Genomic DNA, 16,411 nt, shown 5'->3' on the forward strand with positions numbered 1-16,411 from the left:
TCCCTGCCATGCAGGGACCCTGGGAAGCCGTAGCCCGGATGAGCGTAGCGACATCCGGGGCGGCAGGGGTGAGATCCCGGATGTCGCTACGCTCATCCGGGCTAGGAGACCTTCGCCTCCAGCCACCCCCGCGCCGCCTCCGGTGGCACCCACTCAAACTCCGGCAATTGGTGCCGGAACCAGGTGAACTGCCGCTTGGCGTAGTGACGGGTGTCCGCGCGGCTAGTCTCGGCGGCCTCCGCCTGGCTGATCTCGCCGCTCAAATGCCGGATCAGCGCCGGCACGCCATGAGCCTTCATCGCCGGCAGCAGCGGGTCGAGATGTCGGGCGGCCAGTGCGGCCACCTCCTCCAATGCGCCTGCCGCCAGCATCGCGTCGAACCGCGCGTCGATCCGGGCATAGAGTTGGTCGCGCTCCGGCGCCAGAAACAGCGCGTGAAACTCGCCTTGCGGCAGCAGCGGCGGCAGACCTTCGCGGTGCCAGTCGGCCAGCGCGCGGCCGGTCGCCCCGACCACTTCGAGCGCCCGCGCGATGCGGGCGCGGTCACGCGGCTTCAGGCGGTCCGCCGTCGCCGGGTCGCGCAGCGCCAGTTCGGCGTGCAGAGCTTCGACGCCATCGCGCTCCAGCCGCGCGCGCACGCTTTCACGCACTTCGGCCGGGATCGGCGGCACCGCCGACAGGCCGCGCGTCAGCGCCTTGAAATAGAGGCCGGAACCGCCGACGAAGATCGGCAGGCGTTTTTCGGCCTGTGCTTCCGACAGCATTTTGGCGGCGTCCGCGACCCACGCGCCGGCGGAAAAGTTCACGGCGGCATCGACATGGCCATAGAGCCAATGCGGCGCCTGCGCCTCTTCGGCGGGCGTCGGGCGGGCCGTGATGACGCGCAGATCGCGATAGACCTGCATGGAATCGGTGTTGATGACGACGCCGCCGGTCTTTTGCGCCAGCTCAAGGGCCAGCGCCGACTTGCCGCTGGCGGTCGGCCCTGCGATAAGCACGGCCTTATTCCCCAAACGCGAATTCGCCTGCATGTCCCTTGTCGCCACGCTCATCTGCAATCCCGTCAACCCCGCGCTCGACTCCACCATCGTCGACGGCGCGCTGGCCGTCCTGCCCTCGCCCGGCACGGCCCAATGGCTGTTCGACGAAGTCGCGGTCGATATCCCCTTCACCGGCAGCGAGGATATCAAGGCGATCGAGGCCCGCCTGCGCCAGGCGCGCGGCGACCTGCCGATCGACATTGTCGTGCAGCCTGCCGCCTTCCGGCGCAAGAAGCTTTTTCTCGCCGACATGGATTCCACCATGATCGGCCAGGAATGCATCGACGAACTGGCCGATTTTGCCGGACTGAAGGCGCACGTCGCCGCCATCACCGAGCGCGCGATGCGCGGCGAAATCGAGTTCGAGCCGGCGCTGCGCGAGCGCGTCGCGCTGCTCAAGGACATGCCGGTCGGCGTGGTCGATGAAGTGCTGAAAAAGCGCATCACGGCAACGCCGGGCGGCCGCGAACTGGTCATGACCATGCGCGCCAACGGCGCCTACACCTGCCTGATCTCGGGCGGCTTTACGCTGTTCACCAATGCGGTCGCCGCGATGATCGGGTTCCAGGAAAACCGCGCCAATGAATTGAAGGTGTCTGGCGGCAAGCTCACGGGCGAGGTCACCGAGCCGATCCTCGGCCGCGCCACCAAACTCGCGACGCTGATCGAACTCACCGAGTCCTTCGATCTCGACGACATCGACACACTGGTGACCGGCGACGGCGCCAACGATCTCGGCATGATCGAGGCCGCCGGCCTTGGCGTCGCCTATCACGCCAAGCCTGCGGTGGCGGCGGCCGCCGCCGCCCGGATCGACCACGGCGATCTCACTGCGTTGCTGTATGCGCAGGGCTATCGGCGCGATGAATTCGTGACGGCGTAAACCACCGCCGCACCTGAACACGAAGCATTTAATTGCTTGTTCGTGACGACCCGCTCGCCCAGTTTTGCCGAAAGCAGCGCGGGTGGAGTTCTTTCAGGTGAACCAAATCAATCTACGATTCGCAACGTCCTCCCCTGCCGGGAGCGACCCGCTGCAGGCCATCGAGACGGCCTATCGGCGGATCGAGGCCGAGCGTGACCGGAACTGCTGGATCCATGTCCGCCCGATCACGGAGACGTGGGACCATTGCCGCACGCTGATGACACGCGCCGATTCCGGCGAAACCTTCCCCCTGCTCGGTGTCCTGTTCGGCGTCAAAGACAATATCGACGTTGCGGGCATGCCGACGACGGCCGCCGTCCCGGCGTTCAGCTACATGCCGGCACGATCAGCCGAAAGCGTCGAACGCTTGATTGCGGCCGGCGCGATCTGCATCGGCAAGACCAATCTCGACCAGCTCGCCACCGGCCTCTCCGGCGCGCGCTCGCCCTACGGCTCCTGCGCCAGCATCGCGGACCCGCGCTATGTCTCGGGCGGCTCCAGTTCGGGCTCGGCGGTCGCGGTCGCCGCCGGCCACGTCACATTCGCGCTTGGCACCGATACCGGCGGCTCGGGCCGCATTCCCGCCGGGTTCAACGACATCGTCGGCATCAAGCCGACGGTCGGGCTGGTGTCGTCGCGCGGCCTGGTGCCGAATTGCCCGACGCTGGATTGCGTCTCGATCTTCTGCAATTCGGTACAGGAAGGCGTCGCGATCCTGGACGTCATGGAAGGCTTCGATCCCGAGGATCCGTACAGCCGGCCCGCGCCGGCTTCCGTCAGCGCTCGCGCCACCGGCACCTTCAGGTTCGGCCGCCTCATGGCCAAGGATCTCGAATGCTTCGGCATGCCCGAATGCGGCGCGCTCTATGAACAGGCCTGCGAGCGATTTTCCGCTCTCGGCGGCACCGCGGTCGAGATCGACTTTGCGCCGTTCGCCGAGGCCGGCGCGATGATGTTCGCCGGCCCCTGGGTCGCGGAACGGCGCGCGTCGATATCGTCGCTGATGGAGGTCGACACCGATCGCCTGCTCGATGTTACAAAAACCGTGCTTCGGACGGCGACGGGCTATTCGGCGGTCGACACCTTCACCGCGATGCACCGGCTGTTGCGGCTGCGCCGGCAATCACAAAGCCTTCTCGCTGGCGTCGATGCGCTGGTGGTGCCCACGGCGCCGCGCCCATTCCTGCTGGACGAGATGCACAGCGATCCGATTACGCTGAACAACCGCCTCGGCCACTACTCCTACTTCGCCAATCTGCTGGATCTGTGCGCGGTGGCGATCCCGAACGGCGTGTTGCCAAACGGCATCCCCATGGGGGTGACGCTGCTGGCGCCGGCCTGGTCCGACCGGGCGTTGATCGCGTTGGCGCGGCGGCTCGACACAAAATCGCGAAAACAACCCCATGCAAAGTAAGAATAGGGCCGGGCCCAAGAGCCTTTTCCGTTCCGATGGCATCGGAACGGGCTCTAGATTCTTGATTTGACGCGTTTTCTTGACGCGAACCGGTTTCCACTTCGCTGGAAAACGCTCTAATGCGCGTACAGGCCTTCGACGATCGGTAATCGCGCGGCCCGCAGGGCCGGAAACAGTCCACCGATCAGGCCCACAATCAGCGCCAGCCCAACCCCCTCGGCGATCAGCCAGGGACTGAGCTTGAAGTCGAACACCACCTGGGTGAAGTTCCCGCCAAGGGTGGACGCCGTGACGCCATCGAAAATCAGATAAGTGGCGGCGGCGCCGAGCAAGCCGCCTATGACGGCGAGCACCAGCGATTCGGCGAGCGTCCCGACGAACGCAGGAAAACCGCCGAAGCCGATGGCGCGCAGCGTTGCGATTTCCGTCGCGCGGCTGGCAACCGACGAATACATCGTGTTGAGCGCGCCGGCGACCGCGCCCAGCGCCATCGCGATCGCCAGCGGCCAGCCAAGCTTCTGAATCAAATCGGAGGTCTGCGAGGCCTGTTCCGCGAAGTAGGCTGCTTCGGATTTGACATCGAGCTTCAGCCGCGGATCGTTGTCGCTATAGCTTTTGAGTTCATTGAGGGCGGCCGGCCCGGTGAGGCGCGCGCGCACGATCTGTACGATATTGTTGCGATTGAACAGGCTCTGCACCACGTTGAGATCGGCCCAAATCTCGGATTCGAACACGCTGCCGCCGGCCTCGAACACGCCGACCACGGTCCAGCGCGTGGCGCCGAAGGCCACGGTACTGCCGAGGTCGAACCCCTCGAATTCCCGCAGCAGGGCCTTGCCGACCACCACCTCGTTGCTGCCCCGGTTGAACATGCGGCCTGCGGTGATGGTGATGCCGTTGCGCAGCGCGGCGCCCTGTTCCCCGATCCCGCGCAGCGGCAAATTGGCCTTGGTCCCGGTCGAGCGTTTGATGCCGTCGACCACCAGATAGAGTTCCGGCGAGATCAGCGGCTTGCCGTCGCTGCCACGCGCGATGCCGGGACCGTCCTCGATCAGCCGTACCTGATCGCGGCTCACGGTACTGTTGATTTCGGCCTGCGAGCCGGCCCGCAGCACGATCGCGATGTCATCAGCACCGGATCCCGCGATGGTGCGCTGGAATCCGTTGGCCATCGCCAGGAACGCGAGCAGGACGATCACCACCAGCGCGATCGCGATCACCGTCGAGAGCGAGAGCCAGCGCCGCTGCGCTATGCTCCTGAGATTGATGGCGGTGACGGCGGCCACCTGAAGCCAGAGCGAACGCATGTCTATCCCCGTCCAAGCGCGGTTGCAATTTTGAGCCGCATGGCGTTGAGCGCCGGAATGATCCCCGTGATCAGCCCCAGCGCGATCATCAACGCCAGGCCTTGCATGATGATGGTCGGCGACACGGCAAAAGCGGGCGCGATGTTGGAGAGGCTTGTGCGCAGGGCCATGGCGATCAGCGCCGCAATCGCAAGCCCGGGAATTCCGCCGAGCAACGCCAGCAATACGGATTCGCCGAGCACCATCCCAAGGATTCGCGGCCCGGAAAAGCCGAGCGTCTTCAGCACGCCGATCTCGCGGGTGCGCTCCCGGATCGACAGCGCCATGGTGTTGCCGACGATCATCAGGATGGTGACGAAGGCGGCGCCGACAACCAGCAATACAATCAGCGCGATGTTGCCGAACTGAGCCGCGAACGCCTTGCCGAACGCCTTTTCGGTGTCGGTCGAGGTCTCGGCGGTGGAATTGGCGAACATCGCGTCGATCGTCTTCGCGACGCGGGGGTTGCTTTCGGGAGAGGTGGTCTGAAGGATCATCCAGCCGATGGTGTCCTTGCCGAACGAGCGGGTCTCGTCGAAGTAGGCGTACTGAAACAGCAGGAAGTTGGTGTCGACGTGCTCGGCCTTGCCCTTGACGATGCCGGCAATGGTGAGATCCCAGGTATGCCCGCCGCTCTTCTGGCTGAAAATATTGCTCGCAACCGGGATGCGATCGCCGATCTTCCAGCCCCACTTCTGCGCCAGGCTTTCGCCGACCACCGCGCTGCCGCGATCTCGCATGAAGGCTTGAAGCTGTTCGGGCGGAACTTCGAATTCGCTGCGGTAGACGTCGAAATAGGTGCTCGGCTCGATCGCCAGCGACATCAGGAAATTCTTCGGGTCCTGATAGTAGCCGCCGAACCAGTTGGCGAAGGTCACCTGCCGCACGCCTTCCACCGTCCGCACGCGATTATAGTAGGCGATCGGCAGCGGCTGGGTGAAGTTGATCTTGTTGACGGTGATCATGCGGTCCGCGGCGGCGGCATCTTCGCCGGCGGTGAAGGCGCGGTAGAATCCAGCGAGCACGCCGAAGATCATGAAGGCGATCAGGATCGACACGATCATCAGGGCGGCGCGCAATTTGCGGCGGAACAGGTTTTTCCGGACCAGGTCGAAGTCGTTCACGCGGCGAGCTCCCGTTCGACGAAGCGGCCCTTGTCGAGATGCAGGACGCGCTTGGCATAGTTTGCCGCCGCCGGATCATGCGTTACCATCACGATGGTCTTGCCTAGTTCGCCATTGAGCAATTGCAGGATTGAAAGGATCTCGTCGGCGGATTGTCGGTCGAGGTCGCCGGTCGGTTCGTCGCAAAGCAACAGGTTTGGGTCCGAGACAATGGCGCGCGCAATCGCCACGCGCTGCTGCTGGCCGCCCGACATTTCGCGCGGACGGTGCTTGACGCGGTCGGCTAATCCAACCACGGAAAGTGCGGTGTGAACGCGTGCGGCACGATCCTTGCGATTCAACCTGGTGAGCAATAGCGGCAGCTCCACGTTCTGCGCCGCGGTCAGCATCGGCATCAGATTGTAGAATTGGAAGATGAAGCCGACATTGGCGGCCCTCCAGGCGGCGAGTTCACCTTCGGAGAGACCGTCGATGCGCTGGTCCGCAACCGAAATTTCGCCGGCGTCGACGCGATCGATACCCCCGAGCAGATTGAGCAGCGTCGTCTTGCCCGAACCGGACGGTCCCATGACGGCGATGAAGTCACCGCGCGGAATCGCAAGGTCGAGATGATCGAAGATCGAGTTTGTTTCCTTGCCCTTGGTGAAACGCTTGGCTACGCCGGTAAGGCGAACCATCGGATGCTCGGCTGTCACGCTTTTCTCCTCTCAAGGTTTCCGGCCGGAAGCTAGTTCGCGGCAGTGGTCTTGGCGGCGTCCTTTACTTTGGCATCGGCGATGAAATTCACTTTCACCGCCATGTCGGGCAGGATGCGCGGATCCTTCTTTTCGAAGCGGATTCGCACCTTCACCGTGGCCTTCTCGCGGTTCGCCGTCGGCACGATGGCAATCACCGAGGCAGGAATCGTCCAGTCCGGATACGCATCCAGCATCGCGTTCACGGCGCCTCCGGCGACGACCCGGCCGATGAAGGCCTCATTGACGTCGACTTCGATCTCGATTGAATCCATGTCGACTGGTGCAGATGCCGGTGCGCGTGTAGCCGCCCACCGACATCGGCGAAATCATCTCGCCGGGCTGTGCGCTGCGGTCGATGACGACACCGGCGAACGGCGCCCTGATCTGATGCTTGTCGAGCATCGAGGCGCTGCGCTTGGCGTCGATCTTGGCGGTCTCGAATTGCGATTGCGCCTGGCGCATTTGCGCGTTGAGCACGCCGACCCGGGCCTGCGCCTTGGTCAGATCGGCCTCGGTCGCAAAATTCTTCTGCGAGAGTGTTTGCACGCGCGTCATGATCCGGGTCGCGTCCTCCAGATCGGCGGCGATCGCGGCGATCGCCGCATTGGCCGTCTCGGCGCGCGAGCGGGCCAGCTCATAGTCCCTTTCAGCAAGCACGCTGTCGAGCCGCGCGACGACCTGCCCCTCGGTCACCGTCATGCCTTCGTCGATGAACACTTCGACCACCTTGCCGGTGATCTCGGCGGCAACGGTTGCCTTGCGGCGCGCCACCACATAGCCGGAGGCCGCCAGGCTGCCGGTCGCCTTGCTATTCGTTGGCGGCTGCTGTGGCGCCTGCGGTTGTGCGGCGGGCTGCTGTGCGGTGTGCGATGCGGTCTCTTTGGTCGGGTTCTGCCTGCGGAACTCGAATGCGGCAAAGGCAGCCAATCCGACGACGCAGATGATAATCACCGCTGAGATCGGCAACCAACGGCTGCCCGATCGCTCCGCCTTGCCGGCGCTGCGATCGATCGTAAGCGATCTCAGGAGTTTGCTCTTGTCTTCGGTCATTATTCATTTCCATCCACCTGCTCGCTGCCGTTCCTGCGCGGGCGGCATCGTTCTCGCGCTAGTGGTCTCGCTCACAGCCGGTCTACGCGTCGCGTCATCGTCGGGGCGCCCTGCGCTTTCGGCGAGGCGGCAACCCCAGCTCGGTTGTAAATCCCGTTCAGCTCGCGCGAGCGCCAGGCGGCGCCCGTTTTTTCGACGAGGCGAATAGCCGGAATTTAAAGCTTAATGGCAGCGGAAGCAATTGCTGGAACACCAAGAGTTGCATGTGGCCACATGCTGCCATTTTTTGGTATGCGCTGATTCATCCAATGGCGATCGCCACTTTGCCGAAATGCGCGCCGCTCTCCATAAGGGCGAACGCAATGGTCTTGTCGATTACCGGTTCCATGCGATTGGCCGAGATGGCGTCCGTCATGCCTTGATGTCCCCGACCGATCAGTCGCCGGGTCTTCTTTGGCACGGTCTGGGCGTTTGGCGTGCCTGTGATGATTGGTTCCCGGTCTTCGCCAGCAGCCCGCGCCAGAGCCCGTTCGCGAATGTCTTCCGAATAGGATCGCATCATCCATGCCGGCCCCCGTCTCCAGCATGGAGTTTGAATCAGAAAATCGCCCAACCTGGAATCCCGATTCCGGGAAAACGACAACGTGCTTTAGACCACCTCGAGGTCCAGCGCCGGCATGTTCAGGATCGAGATCAGCCCCCGGTGATACCGGATGATGCCGCGCTGCTGCATGCGCGCGAGTTGAACGGTGACCCATTGCCGGGTTGAGCCGATCAGGTTGGCGAGGTCGCCATGCGTAAACGGCACCGCGATGGTGGTTTCGCGGCCGCTCCGGATGCCGTGTATCCGCGACAGGAAGATCAGCAGGCGATGCAGCCGCTCGGTGACCGAGCGCGTCCCCAGCATCTGCGCCATCGCCGAATAGCACCGCGCCTTGAACGCAAGCGCATCCAGCAGCGCCACCGCCAGTGGGGCGGACTCCAGCGCGACTTTCTTCAGCGCCGGTCCCGGCAGAAATGTCAGCTCGCTCGCCTCAACCGCCGCCGATGTCCACATATGCGGTCCGGTGCCGAACAAATCCGGGCCGCCGACGAAGTTGCCCGGAAACCAGTAGGCCAGCGTCACCTCGCGCCCTGACGGCGCGACGTAGTAGCTGCGAATGCGGCCGGATCGGATCAAATAGATTCCGGTCTGACCATCGCCCTGCTGCCAGACGAACTGGCCGGTTTCGAGTGGCTTGTCGCGGCCTATACCGCGCAAGCGCCGCCGATCCGCCTCGCACAGTTCGTCCAGCAGACCCGGCAGCGGGCGGACGAGGCTGTCCGATTCCGCCAGCATGATTCCGGCCGCGGCTCTCGCTTGTGCTGCTGTCATGGTCGCCTCCTTGAATTGAGCTAATCAATTCAAGACTCGTGCCAACAGGGCGCAGTTTGGCGCCGTAAGAGCCTTTTCCGTTCCGATGGAATCGGAACGGGACTCTGGATTTTTGATTTGACGCGTCTTCTTTAACGCGAACCGGTATCCACTTCGCTTTGAAAAGGCTCTAGCCGGCGCTCGACTGATCGAAGGCGCGACGGCCTTCGGACCGGATCAGGTCGAGACAATCCTTCTTCAGCGCGAGGTAGGCGGGATCGAGCATGATGGCGTTGGAACGCGGCCGCGGCAGATCGACGCCGAGATCGCGCAGGATGCGTCCGGGGCCCGCGCTCATGATCAGGACCCGGTCCGCCAGCAGAATGGCCTCGTCGATGTCGTGGGTGACGAACACGACCGTTGCATCGATGCGCTCGCGCAATTCGAGCAGGCTGTCCTGCATCACGCTGCGGGTCTGGGCGTCGAGCGCGCCGAACGGCTCGTCCATCAAAAGCACGCGCGGCTGGTTGGCAAGCGCGCGTGCAATCGCAACGCGCTGCTGCATGCCGCCGGAGAGCGTGTGCGGATAGGCGTCGGCGAAACGATTGAGACCGATCATCTCGATCAGGCCGTCAGCAATCGCCCGGGCCTCGCTCCGCGACTTGCCCAGCATGCGCGGACCATGCGCGATGTTCTTGCGGACGGATTTCCAGGGAAACAGATGCGGCTGCTGGAACACCATGCCGACGTCGGGCCGCGGGCGCTGCATCGGCCTGCCGTCCACCATCACCGCGCCGCTGTACGGCATCTCCAGGCCTGCGATGGTGTTGAGCACCGTCGACTTGCCGCATCCGGATGGACCCACGATGCAGACGAAATCGCCATGAGCCACGCTGAACGTCACCCGATCGACGGCAATCACCTGCCCCTGCGGCGTGTCGAACACGATGCTGAGATCGGCGACGCTGATGATGGTGCGGGCCGACGCGCGTTCTCCTGCAAGGGACGGCTGCGGATGCGCAAGCGCCAGCTCGGACCGATGTACCATCTGCTTCATCGCCACCACACCGTGCGTTCCGCGACCGCCGCGAACAGGCGGTCGGCGACAAAGGACATCAATCCGAGCGCTGCCAATCCGCCCATCACCTGGCCGGTCTGCAGATTCTGCTGCGCGATCTCGATCCGGTAGACGATGCCGGCAAAGGCGCCCGCCAGTTCGGCCGCCACCAGCGTGTAGAATGAAATGCTGATCGCGGTTCGAAGCCCGACCACGATGTAGGGCAAGGCGCCGAGCAGCACGATCTCCTGCAGCATCTGGCGCCGCGGCGTCCCGAGCATCTGCGCCGCCCGGATCAGGCCGCGGTCGACCTTCTGCACGCCGATATGCGTGGACAGCCACACCGTGAAGAAGACGCCCCAGACCACCAGGAACAGCTTGCCGGTTTCAGACAGGCCGAACCAGAGGATCACGATCGGAACGAACGCGATCGGCGGTATCGGCCGCAGGATATGAAACAGCGGCGACAGCAGGCTTGATACCAGCGCAAACTGCCCGGTGAGAACGCCGAGCGCTGTGCCCAGCGCCGCCCCCACCACGAACCCGGTCACGACGCGATAGAGGCTAGCCCCGAGATCGAGGAAGAACTGCCCGCTTCGCACCCATTCGAGCACGGCGACCGCGACGACGGAAGGCGGCGGAAACAGTACGGCGTTGACGATCCCCGACCGCGCGACCACTTCCCACGCCACGACAAAGAGCGGGATCGAGAGCGCGCCGACCAGGATATTGATCCGCTTCATCTGCTATTTGGCCGAGACGGTGACGCGGCTGGCATCGATGCCGCGTAGCGGCTCGAGCGCAAGTACCTTGGCGAAGTCAGGCATCGTCGCGCCCGGCGGGTGGTTGCCGCTCTCCAGCCGCCACGCCGCATGCAGCTTGAGAATGCCGAGCAACTGATCGTCGATGCGGACGCGGTAGACGTAGTCCTGCCAGATCGCCGCGAGTTCGTCGCGCTTCATGCCGACGATGTCGGCGATGGTTGTGATCGCCTCGTCCGGGTTCGCCTTCAGCCAGGCCTCGGCGTCGAGCAAGGCCCGCAAGAATTTCTGCACCAGCGGACCGTTGGCGTCGAGATAGGGCCGCGTCACCACGATGTTGAAGGTCTCGGAGTACAGACCCTTGGTGTCCAGCAGCACCGCGTTCTCGCCGAGGGCCTTCCTGGCGTTGGCGATATGCGGCTCCCAGGTATCGAACGCGTCGATGCTGCCGGCCGCCATCGCCGGCAGCATTTCCTGCGGCCGCAGGTTGACCAGTGTCACGTCGCCCGGCGTCAGGCCCGCGGCCTTCAGCAGCGTCGCGGTGTAGACCTCGCTGCCGGTGCCTGCGGTGAAGCCGATCTTCTTGCCGCGCAGATCGGCCTTGGTCTTGATCCCGGCCTTTGCCGCCGTCATGGTCTTGAGATCGGAGTATTCCATGCCGGCGACGAACGCGATCGGCTGGTTGGCCATCGCCGCGGCGGTCACCGGCGCTTCGGCCGTGGTCGCAAAATCGGCACCGCCGCCGAGCACGGTATCCAGGCATTGCTTGCCCGAGGTGAAGTTGGCGACGGTAATGTCGAGCCCCTGCTTTTCGAACATTCCCTTCGCCTTGGCGATGATGACGAGGCCCGATATCGGACCGAGATTCTGCGCTAGCCGCGCTTTCACAAGATCCTGTGCCGCCGCCATCGTGGGCGCGACGATCGACCAGCAGAGCACGGCACATGCCGCAAACGCGGCGGCGGGGATCGATCTGGTGCGCGGCATGAGTGATCTCCGTGGGCCGCCAGGGGTTCTGACGGCATGCTTGGTGACAATGATGGCGCCGGCCCCTGACCGGTCCCACCCGCAAACCCCGCGTCCTCCCTGTGGACCTCCCGGTCAGCCTGTTGGGACCGTTGAGGTGATCCCGCTGTTTTCCGAGATGCAGATCGTCGGCCATGGCCCCCGTCCAAGGAAGCAATTAATCGACATTGGACGCGGGCAGGCGCGACGTGACGCAGGGGTGCTTGCGCACCCCGGTCACGAGGTCGGGTCATCGCTTGATTGGATTTGGTTAGATTGGATTTGCGGTCAGGCGGCCGTTCGAAACGCCGCCCGCCAACACAGCCGGCCCAGGAAAGGCGGCGGGAAAGGCGGCGAAAAGCGCCGCCGCTTCCAGGCTTCTTACTGCACGAGCAGCGGCACGAAGCGCAGTTCGCCTTCGCCGTTGGCAACCATCAGCAGGACCGACTTGCGCCCGTCCTTCTTGATCTGATCGACCCGCTTCTTGACGTCGGCGGTGTTCGTCACCGCCTCCTGCGCCACCTCGACGATGACGTCGCCGGCGGACAGCCGCTTCTCGGCGGCATCGGATGCATTGTCGACGCCGGTGATGACGACGCCCTTGACGCTGTCCTTGATCTTGTACTTGCCGCGCAGATCCTTGCTCAGCGCGGCCAGATCGAGACCGAGCACCTTCTGCGTCACCGGCTTCTCGGCGGCGGGCTCGTCCTTCTTGGCGGCGGCCTGCTGCACCTTCTCGTTATCCTCGAGCCGGCCGAGCGTCACCTTCTTGGTTTCCTCCGCACCCTTGCGAATGACGACGACTTCGACTTCCTTGCCGACCGCGGTGTCGGCGACCACGCGCGACAGGTCCTTCGGATCCTTGACGTCCTTGCCGTCGAACTTGACCACGACGTCACCGGGCTCGATCCCGGCGGGCTTGGCCGGGCCCTTGTCGTCGATGCCGGCGACCAGCGCGCCGCGCGCCGGCTTGATGTTGAGGCTTTCGGCGATCTCGTCGGTGACCTGCTGGATGCGGACGCCGAGCCAGCCGCGGCGCAGCTCGCCGAATTCCCGGAGCTGATTGACCACGCCGATCACGGTCTTCGAAGGCACCGCGAAGCCGAGGCCGATCGAGCCGCCGGTCGGCGAGATGATCAGCGTGTTGACGCCGACCACTTCACCCTCAAGGTTGAACAGCGGACCGCCGGAATTGCCGCGGTTGATGGAGGCGTCGGTCTGGATGTAGCTGTCGTAGGGCCCCTGGCTGATATCGCGGTTGCGCGCCGAGACGATGCCGGCCGTCACCGAGCCGCCGAGGCTGAAGGGATTGCCGATCGCGATCACCCATTCGCCGAGACGCAGCTTGTCGGACTCGCCGAACTTGACCGCGACCAGCGGCTTCACCGGCTTGAATTTCAACACCGCGATATCGGTCTTCTTGTCGACGCCGACCAGTTCGGCCCTGATCTTGGTGCCGTCGTTCATGATGATGTTGATCTCGTCGGCATCCGCGATGACGTGATTATTGGTGACGACGACGCCAGCGGTATCGATGATGAAACCGGAGCCGAGCGAATTGGTCTTGCGCGGCTGCATCTCGCTTCGCTCGCCCCCCTTGGGAGCGCCGCCGCGCCGATTCTTGAAGAAGTCGTCGAAGAATTCCTCGAACGGCGAACCCGGCGGCAATTGCGGCGTGGCCTGCCGCTCGCCGCCACCACCCTTGGCCTCGACGTTCTGCGAGGTCGAGATATTGACGACGGCGTCGATCACCTTTTCGGCGATGTCCGCGATGCCGTCCGGGCCCCGCGCAAAAGCCGGCGCTGAAGCCAGAGCGCCGGCGGCGCCGAGTGAAATCGCAGCCCCCATCATGCGCAGGCGACGGCTCAAAGCGGGTCTGGCTCCGGTCATGTCAGCTTCTCTCCAGCGGGTCGATTTGGGGTCCACAGTGCGCCCGAACGGGTCTGAGGCGCAAGCATTTGAACCGGGCATTCCGGCGAAAAACCGACCATCGGCGGCTCACGATTTCGTTGATTCCGCAGGCGATTTTGTTGGTCATTCCGAGGCGCATCGAAGATGCGAACCCGAAATCCCGAGATTCCGGGTTCGATGCTTCGCATCGCCCCGGAATGACAATTAACTACCGGCGGACCAGCCAGATCAGGAGCAGGCCCACGACCGCCGATCCGATGCCCACCGCGCGCAGAATGTTGTCCGGCGTTGTCATCGCGCTCTTCATCGCCCGGCGCATCCAGGCCGGGCTTGCCGCGAACATCAGGCCTTCCAGCACAAACAGGATTCCCAGGCCGATGAGGAAGTCGGCAAACGCTATGGACCTCATCGGATGGCAACCTCCCGCTGAACGCAGTTCTTGCTTTTATCGCAGGCGAAGCGGGGTCCGCTTCGCCTGATTTGTTGTGGCCGGCCGAGAGCTATTGCTTCGGCGCGGCTGCGGCCGGCGGGTGGCCGGCCGAATTGGCGAAGAAGCGGAAGAACTCCGAATCCGGCCGCAGCAGGAAGCGGGTGTCGTTGCTGCGAAGCCCGGTCTCATAGGCCGACATCGAGCGGTAGAAGGCGAAGAAGTCGGGATCCTTGCCATAGGCCTCGGCGAACAGCCGGTTGCGCTCGGCGTCGCCGGCACCACGCGTCTGTTCGGCCGTCGAATTGGCTTCCGCGATGATGACGGTCGCCTCACGATCGGCCTTCGACCTGATCTCCTGGGCCTTCTGTCCGCCCTGGGCGCGGAACTCGGCCGCCTCGCGCGCGCGTTCGGTCTGCATGCGCTGATAGACCGCCTGGCTATTCTGCTCCGGCAGATCGGCGCGGCGGATTCGCACGTCGACCACCTGGATGCCGTAACCGTCGGCTTCCTTGTCGAGCTGTTCGCGAATACGCAGCATCAGGGCTTCGCGCTCGTCGCGCACCACCGTGATGAAGGAGACCTCGCCGAGCACGCGGCGCAGCGACGCGTTCAACAGCGTGGTGAGCTGGACGTTGGCCGCCTGGATCGAACCGATGCTCTGATAGAAGCGCAGCGCGTTCTTGATGCGGTAGCGGGCGAAGGCGTCGACCACCAGCCGCTTCTGATCCGAGGCGATCACTTCCTGCGACGGATTTTCCAGATCGAGGATGCGCTTGTCGATCGAGATGACAGTGTCGATGAACGGCGCCTTGAAGTTCAGGCCCGGTTCGGTGACGACGCGGATGGGTTCACCGAGCCGCACCACCAGCACTTGCTGGGTCTGGTCGACGGTGAAGATGGAGCTGTAGCCGAAGATGACGACGACAAACAGCGTGATCAGGAGGACAATGCCTGTGACGGGAGACCTCATCGGTTGCCTCCCTGCTGCTGCTGCTGCTGACCGGTGGCGGGCGGCGCCGGCGTTCGCCGCGGCGACAACTCGTTGAGCGGCAGATACGGCACCATGTTCTGCGCATTCGGACCGCCGTCATAGACGAGCTTCTCGGCGTTGGCGAGGATACGCTCCATCGTCTCGAGATAAATTCGCTGCCGCGTCACGTCTTTCGCCTTGTTGTATTCGTCATAGACTTTGAGGAAGCGCGCGCTCTGGCCCTTGGCCTCGGCGACCGCCTGTTCCTTGTAACCTTCGGCGACCTGCAGGATCTGCGCGGCACGGCCGCGCGCGTCCGGAATGACCCGGTTGGCGTAGGTCTGCGCTTCGTTCTGCAGACGCTCGAGGTCGGCGCGGGCGGCCTGCACGTCGCGGAACGCGTCGATCACCTGCGCCGGCGGATCGACCTTCTGCATCTGCACCTGTGTGATCTGAACCCCCGAACCATAGCTGTCGAGCGTCTTCTGCATCAGCTCCTGCACGCCCGCCTCGTTGAGGGTGCGGGCGCCGGTCAGGATCGGCTGGATGTTGGAGCGGCCGATCACTTCGCGCATGGCGCTTTCGGCCACCGCCTTCACGGTGCCTTCGGGGTTCTGGATGTTGAACAGGTAATTGCCGACGCCGTCGGGCTTGATCCGCCACAGCACCGTGAAATCGACGTCGACGATGTTCTCGTCGCCGGTCAGCATCAGGCTTTCTTCCGGCACGTCGCGCATGGTGCGGCCGCGCCCGCTCGGATCGCTGATCAGCGTCATGCCGATCGAGATGGTGGAAACGCGCAGCGCCTTCGGCAGCAGCACGGTCTCGATCGGATACGGCAGATGGTAGTTCAGGCCGGGCTGCACGGTCTTGATGTGCTTGCCGAAGCGCAGGATCACGCCGAGTTCTTCCGACTGGACGCGGAAGAAGCCCGACAGGAACCAGATCGCCAGCGCGCCGATCAGAACCAGCGCGATGCCCATGCCGCTGAAATGGCCGCCCGGCAGGAGATTCTGCAGCTTGTCCTGGCCGCGACGCAGAAGGTCCTCAAGATCGGGTGGGCGCGGCCCAACCGATTGAGGTCCGTTGCCCCACGGTCCCTTCGGACCCGAGCCCCACGGGCCCCCGCCTTGATTCTTCCACGGCATATAAAAGTCTCCTCCGCGGGCCCGGGTCCGCCTGATTGGGCAAAATGCCCGGCCTCGCATGTCCGACCGGCTTTATAGGGGACCGCCCGGGCCCTTACAACGCAAGCTTATGGTCTGAAGCAGCTATGCTTGGGGCCAT

The 16,411-nt window shown here is 64.2% G+C and carries 17 protein-coding genes; 2 read left to right on the forward strand and 15 right to left on the reverse strand.

Annotated elements, in window-relative coordinates; translation table 11 throughout:
* Window positions 1–101: 101 nt before the first annotated feature.
* On the reverse strand, window positions 102–1,031 hold the full coding sequence (miaA, locus tag ABIE49_RS10105) for a tRNA (adenosine(37)-N6)-dimethylallyltransferase MiaA (RefSeq protein WP_192738140.1): 930 nt from the start codon (window positions 1,029–1,031) through the stop codon (window positions 102–104).
* Between miaA and serB the strand changes: the two genes are divergently transcribed.
* Both serB and atzF read left to right on the forward strand, forming a co-directional pair.
* Window positions 1,030–1,923 carry a phosphoserine phosphatase SerB gene (gene serB / locus ABIE49_RS10110; RefSeq protein WP_192737979.1) on the forward strand — a complete coding sequence of 298 codons (894 nt, stop codon included), beginning with the start codon at window positions 1,030–1,032 and terminating at the stop codon, window positions 1,921–1,923. The genes miaA and serB overlap by 2 nt on opposite strands.
* A 97-nt stretch (window positions 1,924–2,020) precedes the next feature.
* Complete coding sequence (atzF, locus tag ABIE49_RS10115; protein WP_192737980.1) at window positions 2,021–3,379, forward strand: allophanate hydrolase; 1,359 nt, start codon at window positions 2,021–2,023, stop codon at window positions 3,377–3,379.
* A gap of 116 nt (window positions 3,380–3,495) precedes the next feature.
* Here atzF and ABIE49_RS10120 read toward each other — a convergent pair whose 3' ends face one another.
* From ABIE49_RS10120 to hflK, 14 genes are all read right to left on the reverse strand, one after another.
* On the reverse strand, window positions 3,496–4,686 hold the full coding sequence (locus tag ABIE49_RS10120) for an ABC transporter permease (protein ID WP_192737981.1): 1,191 nt from the start codon (window positions 4,684–4,686) through the stop codon (window positions 3,496–3,498).
* A gap of 2 nt (window positions 4,687–4,688) precedes the next feature.
* Window positions 4,689–5,849, reverse strand: a complete 1,161-nt coding sequence (locus tag ABIE49_RS10125; protein ID WP_192737982.1) for an ABC transporter permease — start codon at window positions 5,847–5,849, stop codon at window positions 4,689–4,691.
* The gene (locus ABIE49_RS10130) at window positions 5,846–6,526 is read right to left on the reverse strand and encodes an ABC transporter ATP-binding protein (RefSeq protein ID WP_192738141.1); all 681 of its coding nucleotides are present in this window, start codon (window positions 6,524–6,526) and stop codon (window positions 5,846–5,848) included. The genes ABIE49_RS10125 and ABIE49_RS10130 overlap by 4 nt, the downstream gene beginning before the upstream one ends.
* Before the next feature lie 50 nt (window positions 6,527–6,576).
* Window positions 6,577–6,789, reverse strand: coding sequence for a hypothetical protein (locus ABIE49_RS10135; protein WP_502915877.1), 213 nt, complete (start codon window positions 6,787–6,789; stop codon window positions 6,577–6,579).
* 34 nt (window positions 6,790–6,823) lie between these two features.
* Window positions 6,824–7,636: an efflux RND transporter periplasmic adaptor subunit gene (locus tag ABIE49_RS10140; RefSeq protein WP_210337408.1), complete on the reverse strand. Its 813-nt coding sequence runs from the start codon at window positions 7,634–7,636 to the stop codon at window positions 6,824–6,826.
* A gap of 301 nt (window positions 7,637–7,937) precedes the next feature.
* Window positions 7,938–8,249 (reverse strand): hypothetical protein, encoded by a 312-nt coding sequence (locus tag ABIE49_RS10145; protein ID WP_192737983.1) that lies wholly within the window; start codon window positions 8,247–8,249, stop codon window positions 7,938–7,940.
* Window positions 8,250–8,285: 36 nt separating this feature from the next.
* Window positions 8,286–9,011, reverse strand: coding sequence for a Crp/Fnr family transcriptional regulator (locus ABIE49_RS10150; RefSeq protein ID WP_192737984.1), 726 nt, complete (start codon window positions 9,009–9,011; stop codon window positions 8,286–8,288).
* 169 nt (window positions 9,012–9,180) lie between these two features.
* Window positions 9,181–10,047: an ABC transporter ATP-binding protein gene (locus tag ABIE49_RS10155; RefSeq protein WP_354066739.1), complete on the reverse strand. Its 867-nt coding sequence runs from the start codon at window positions 10,045–10,047 to the stop codon at window positions 9,181–9,183.
* A complete protein-coding gene (locus tag ABIE49_RS10160; protein WP_192737985.1) occupies window positions 10,044–10,790 on the reverse strand; it encodes an ABC transporter permease in 747 nt (248 codons plus the stop codon). The genes ABIE49_RS10155 and ABIE49_RS10160 overlap by 4 nt, the downstream gene beginning before the upstream one ends.
* Window positions 10,791–10,793: 3 nt before the next feature.
* A complete protein-coding gene (locus ABIE49_RS10165; protein ID WP_192737986.1) occupies window positions 10,794–11,795 on the reverse strand; it encodes an NrtA/SsuA/CpmA family ABC transporter substrate-binding protein in 1,002 nt (333 codons plus the stop codon).
* Between the two features lie 399 nt (window positions 11,796–12,194).
* A complete protein-coding gene (locus tag ABIE49_RS10170; RefSeq protein WP_192737987.1) occupies window positions 12,195–13,703 on the reverse strand; it encodes a Do family serine endopeptidase in 1,509 nt (502 codons plus the stop codon).
* A 229-nt stretch (window positions 13,704–13,932) separates the two neighbouring features.
* Window positions 13,933–14,133: a DUF2065 domain-containing protein gene (locus ABIE49_RS10175; RefSeq protein WP_192737988.1), complete on the reverse strand. Its 201-nt coding sequence runs from the start codon at window positions 14,131–14,133 to the stop codon at window positions 13,933–13,935.
* A gap of 91 nt (window positions 14,134–14,224) precedes the next feature.
* The gene (gene hflC / locus ABIE49_RS10180) at window positions 14,225–15,124 is read right to left on the reverse strand and encodes a protease modulator HflC (RefSeq protein WP_192737989.1); all 900 of its coding nucleotides are present in this window, start codon (window positions 15,122–15,124) and stop codon (window positions 14,225–14,227) included.
* Window positions 15,121–16,272, reverse strand: coding sequence for an FtsH protease activity modulator HflK (gene hflK, locus ABIE49_RS10185; protein WP_192737990.1), 1,152 nt, complete (start codon window positions 16,270–16,272; stop codon window positions 15,121–15,123). Before hflK ends, hflC begins: the two co-directional genes overlap by 4 nt.
* Window positions 16,273–16,411 lie beyond the last annotated feature (139 nt).

The organism is Bradyrhizobium sp. OAE829, assembly GCF_040546575.1.
Classification (GTDB): domain Bacteria; phylum Pseudomonadota; class Alphaproteobacteria; order Rhizobiales; family Xanthobacteraceae; genus Bradyrhizobium.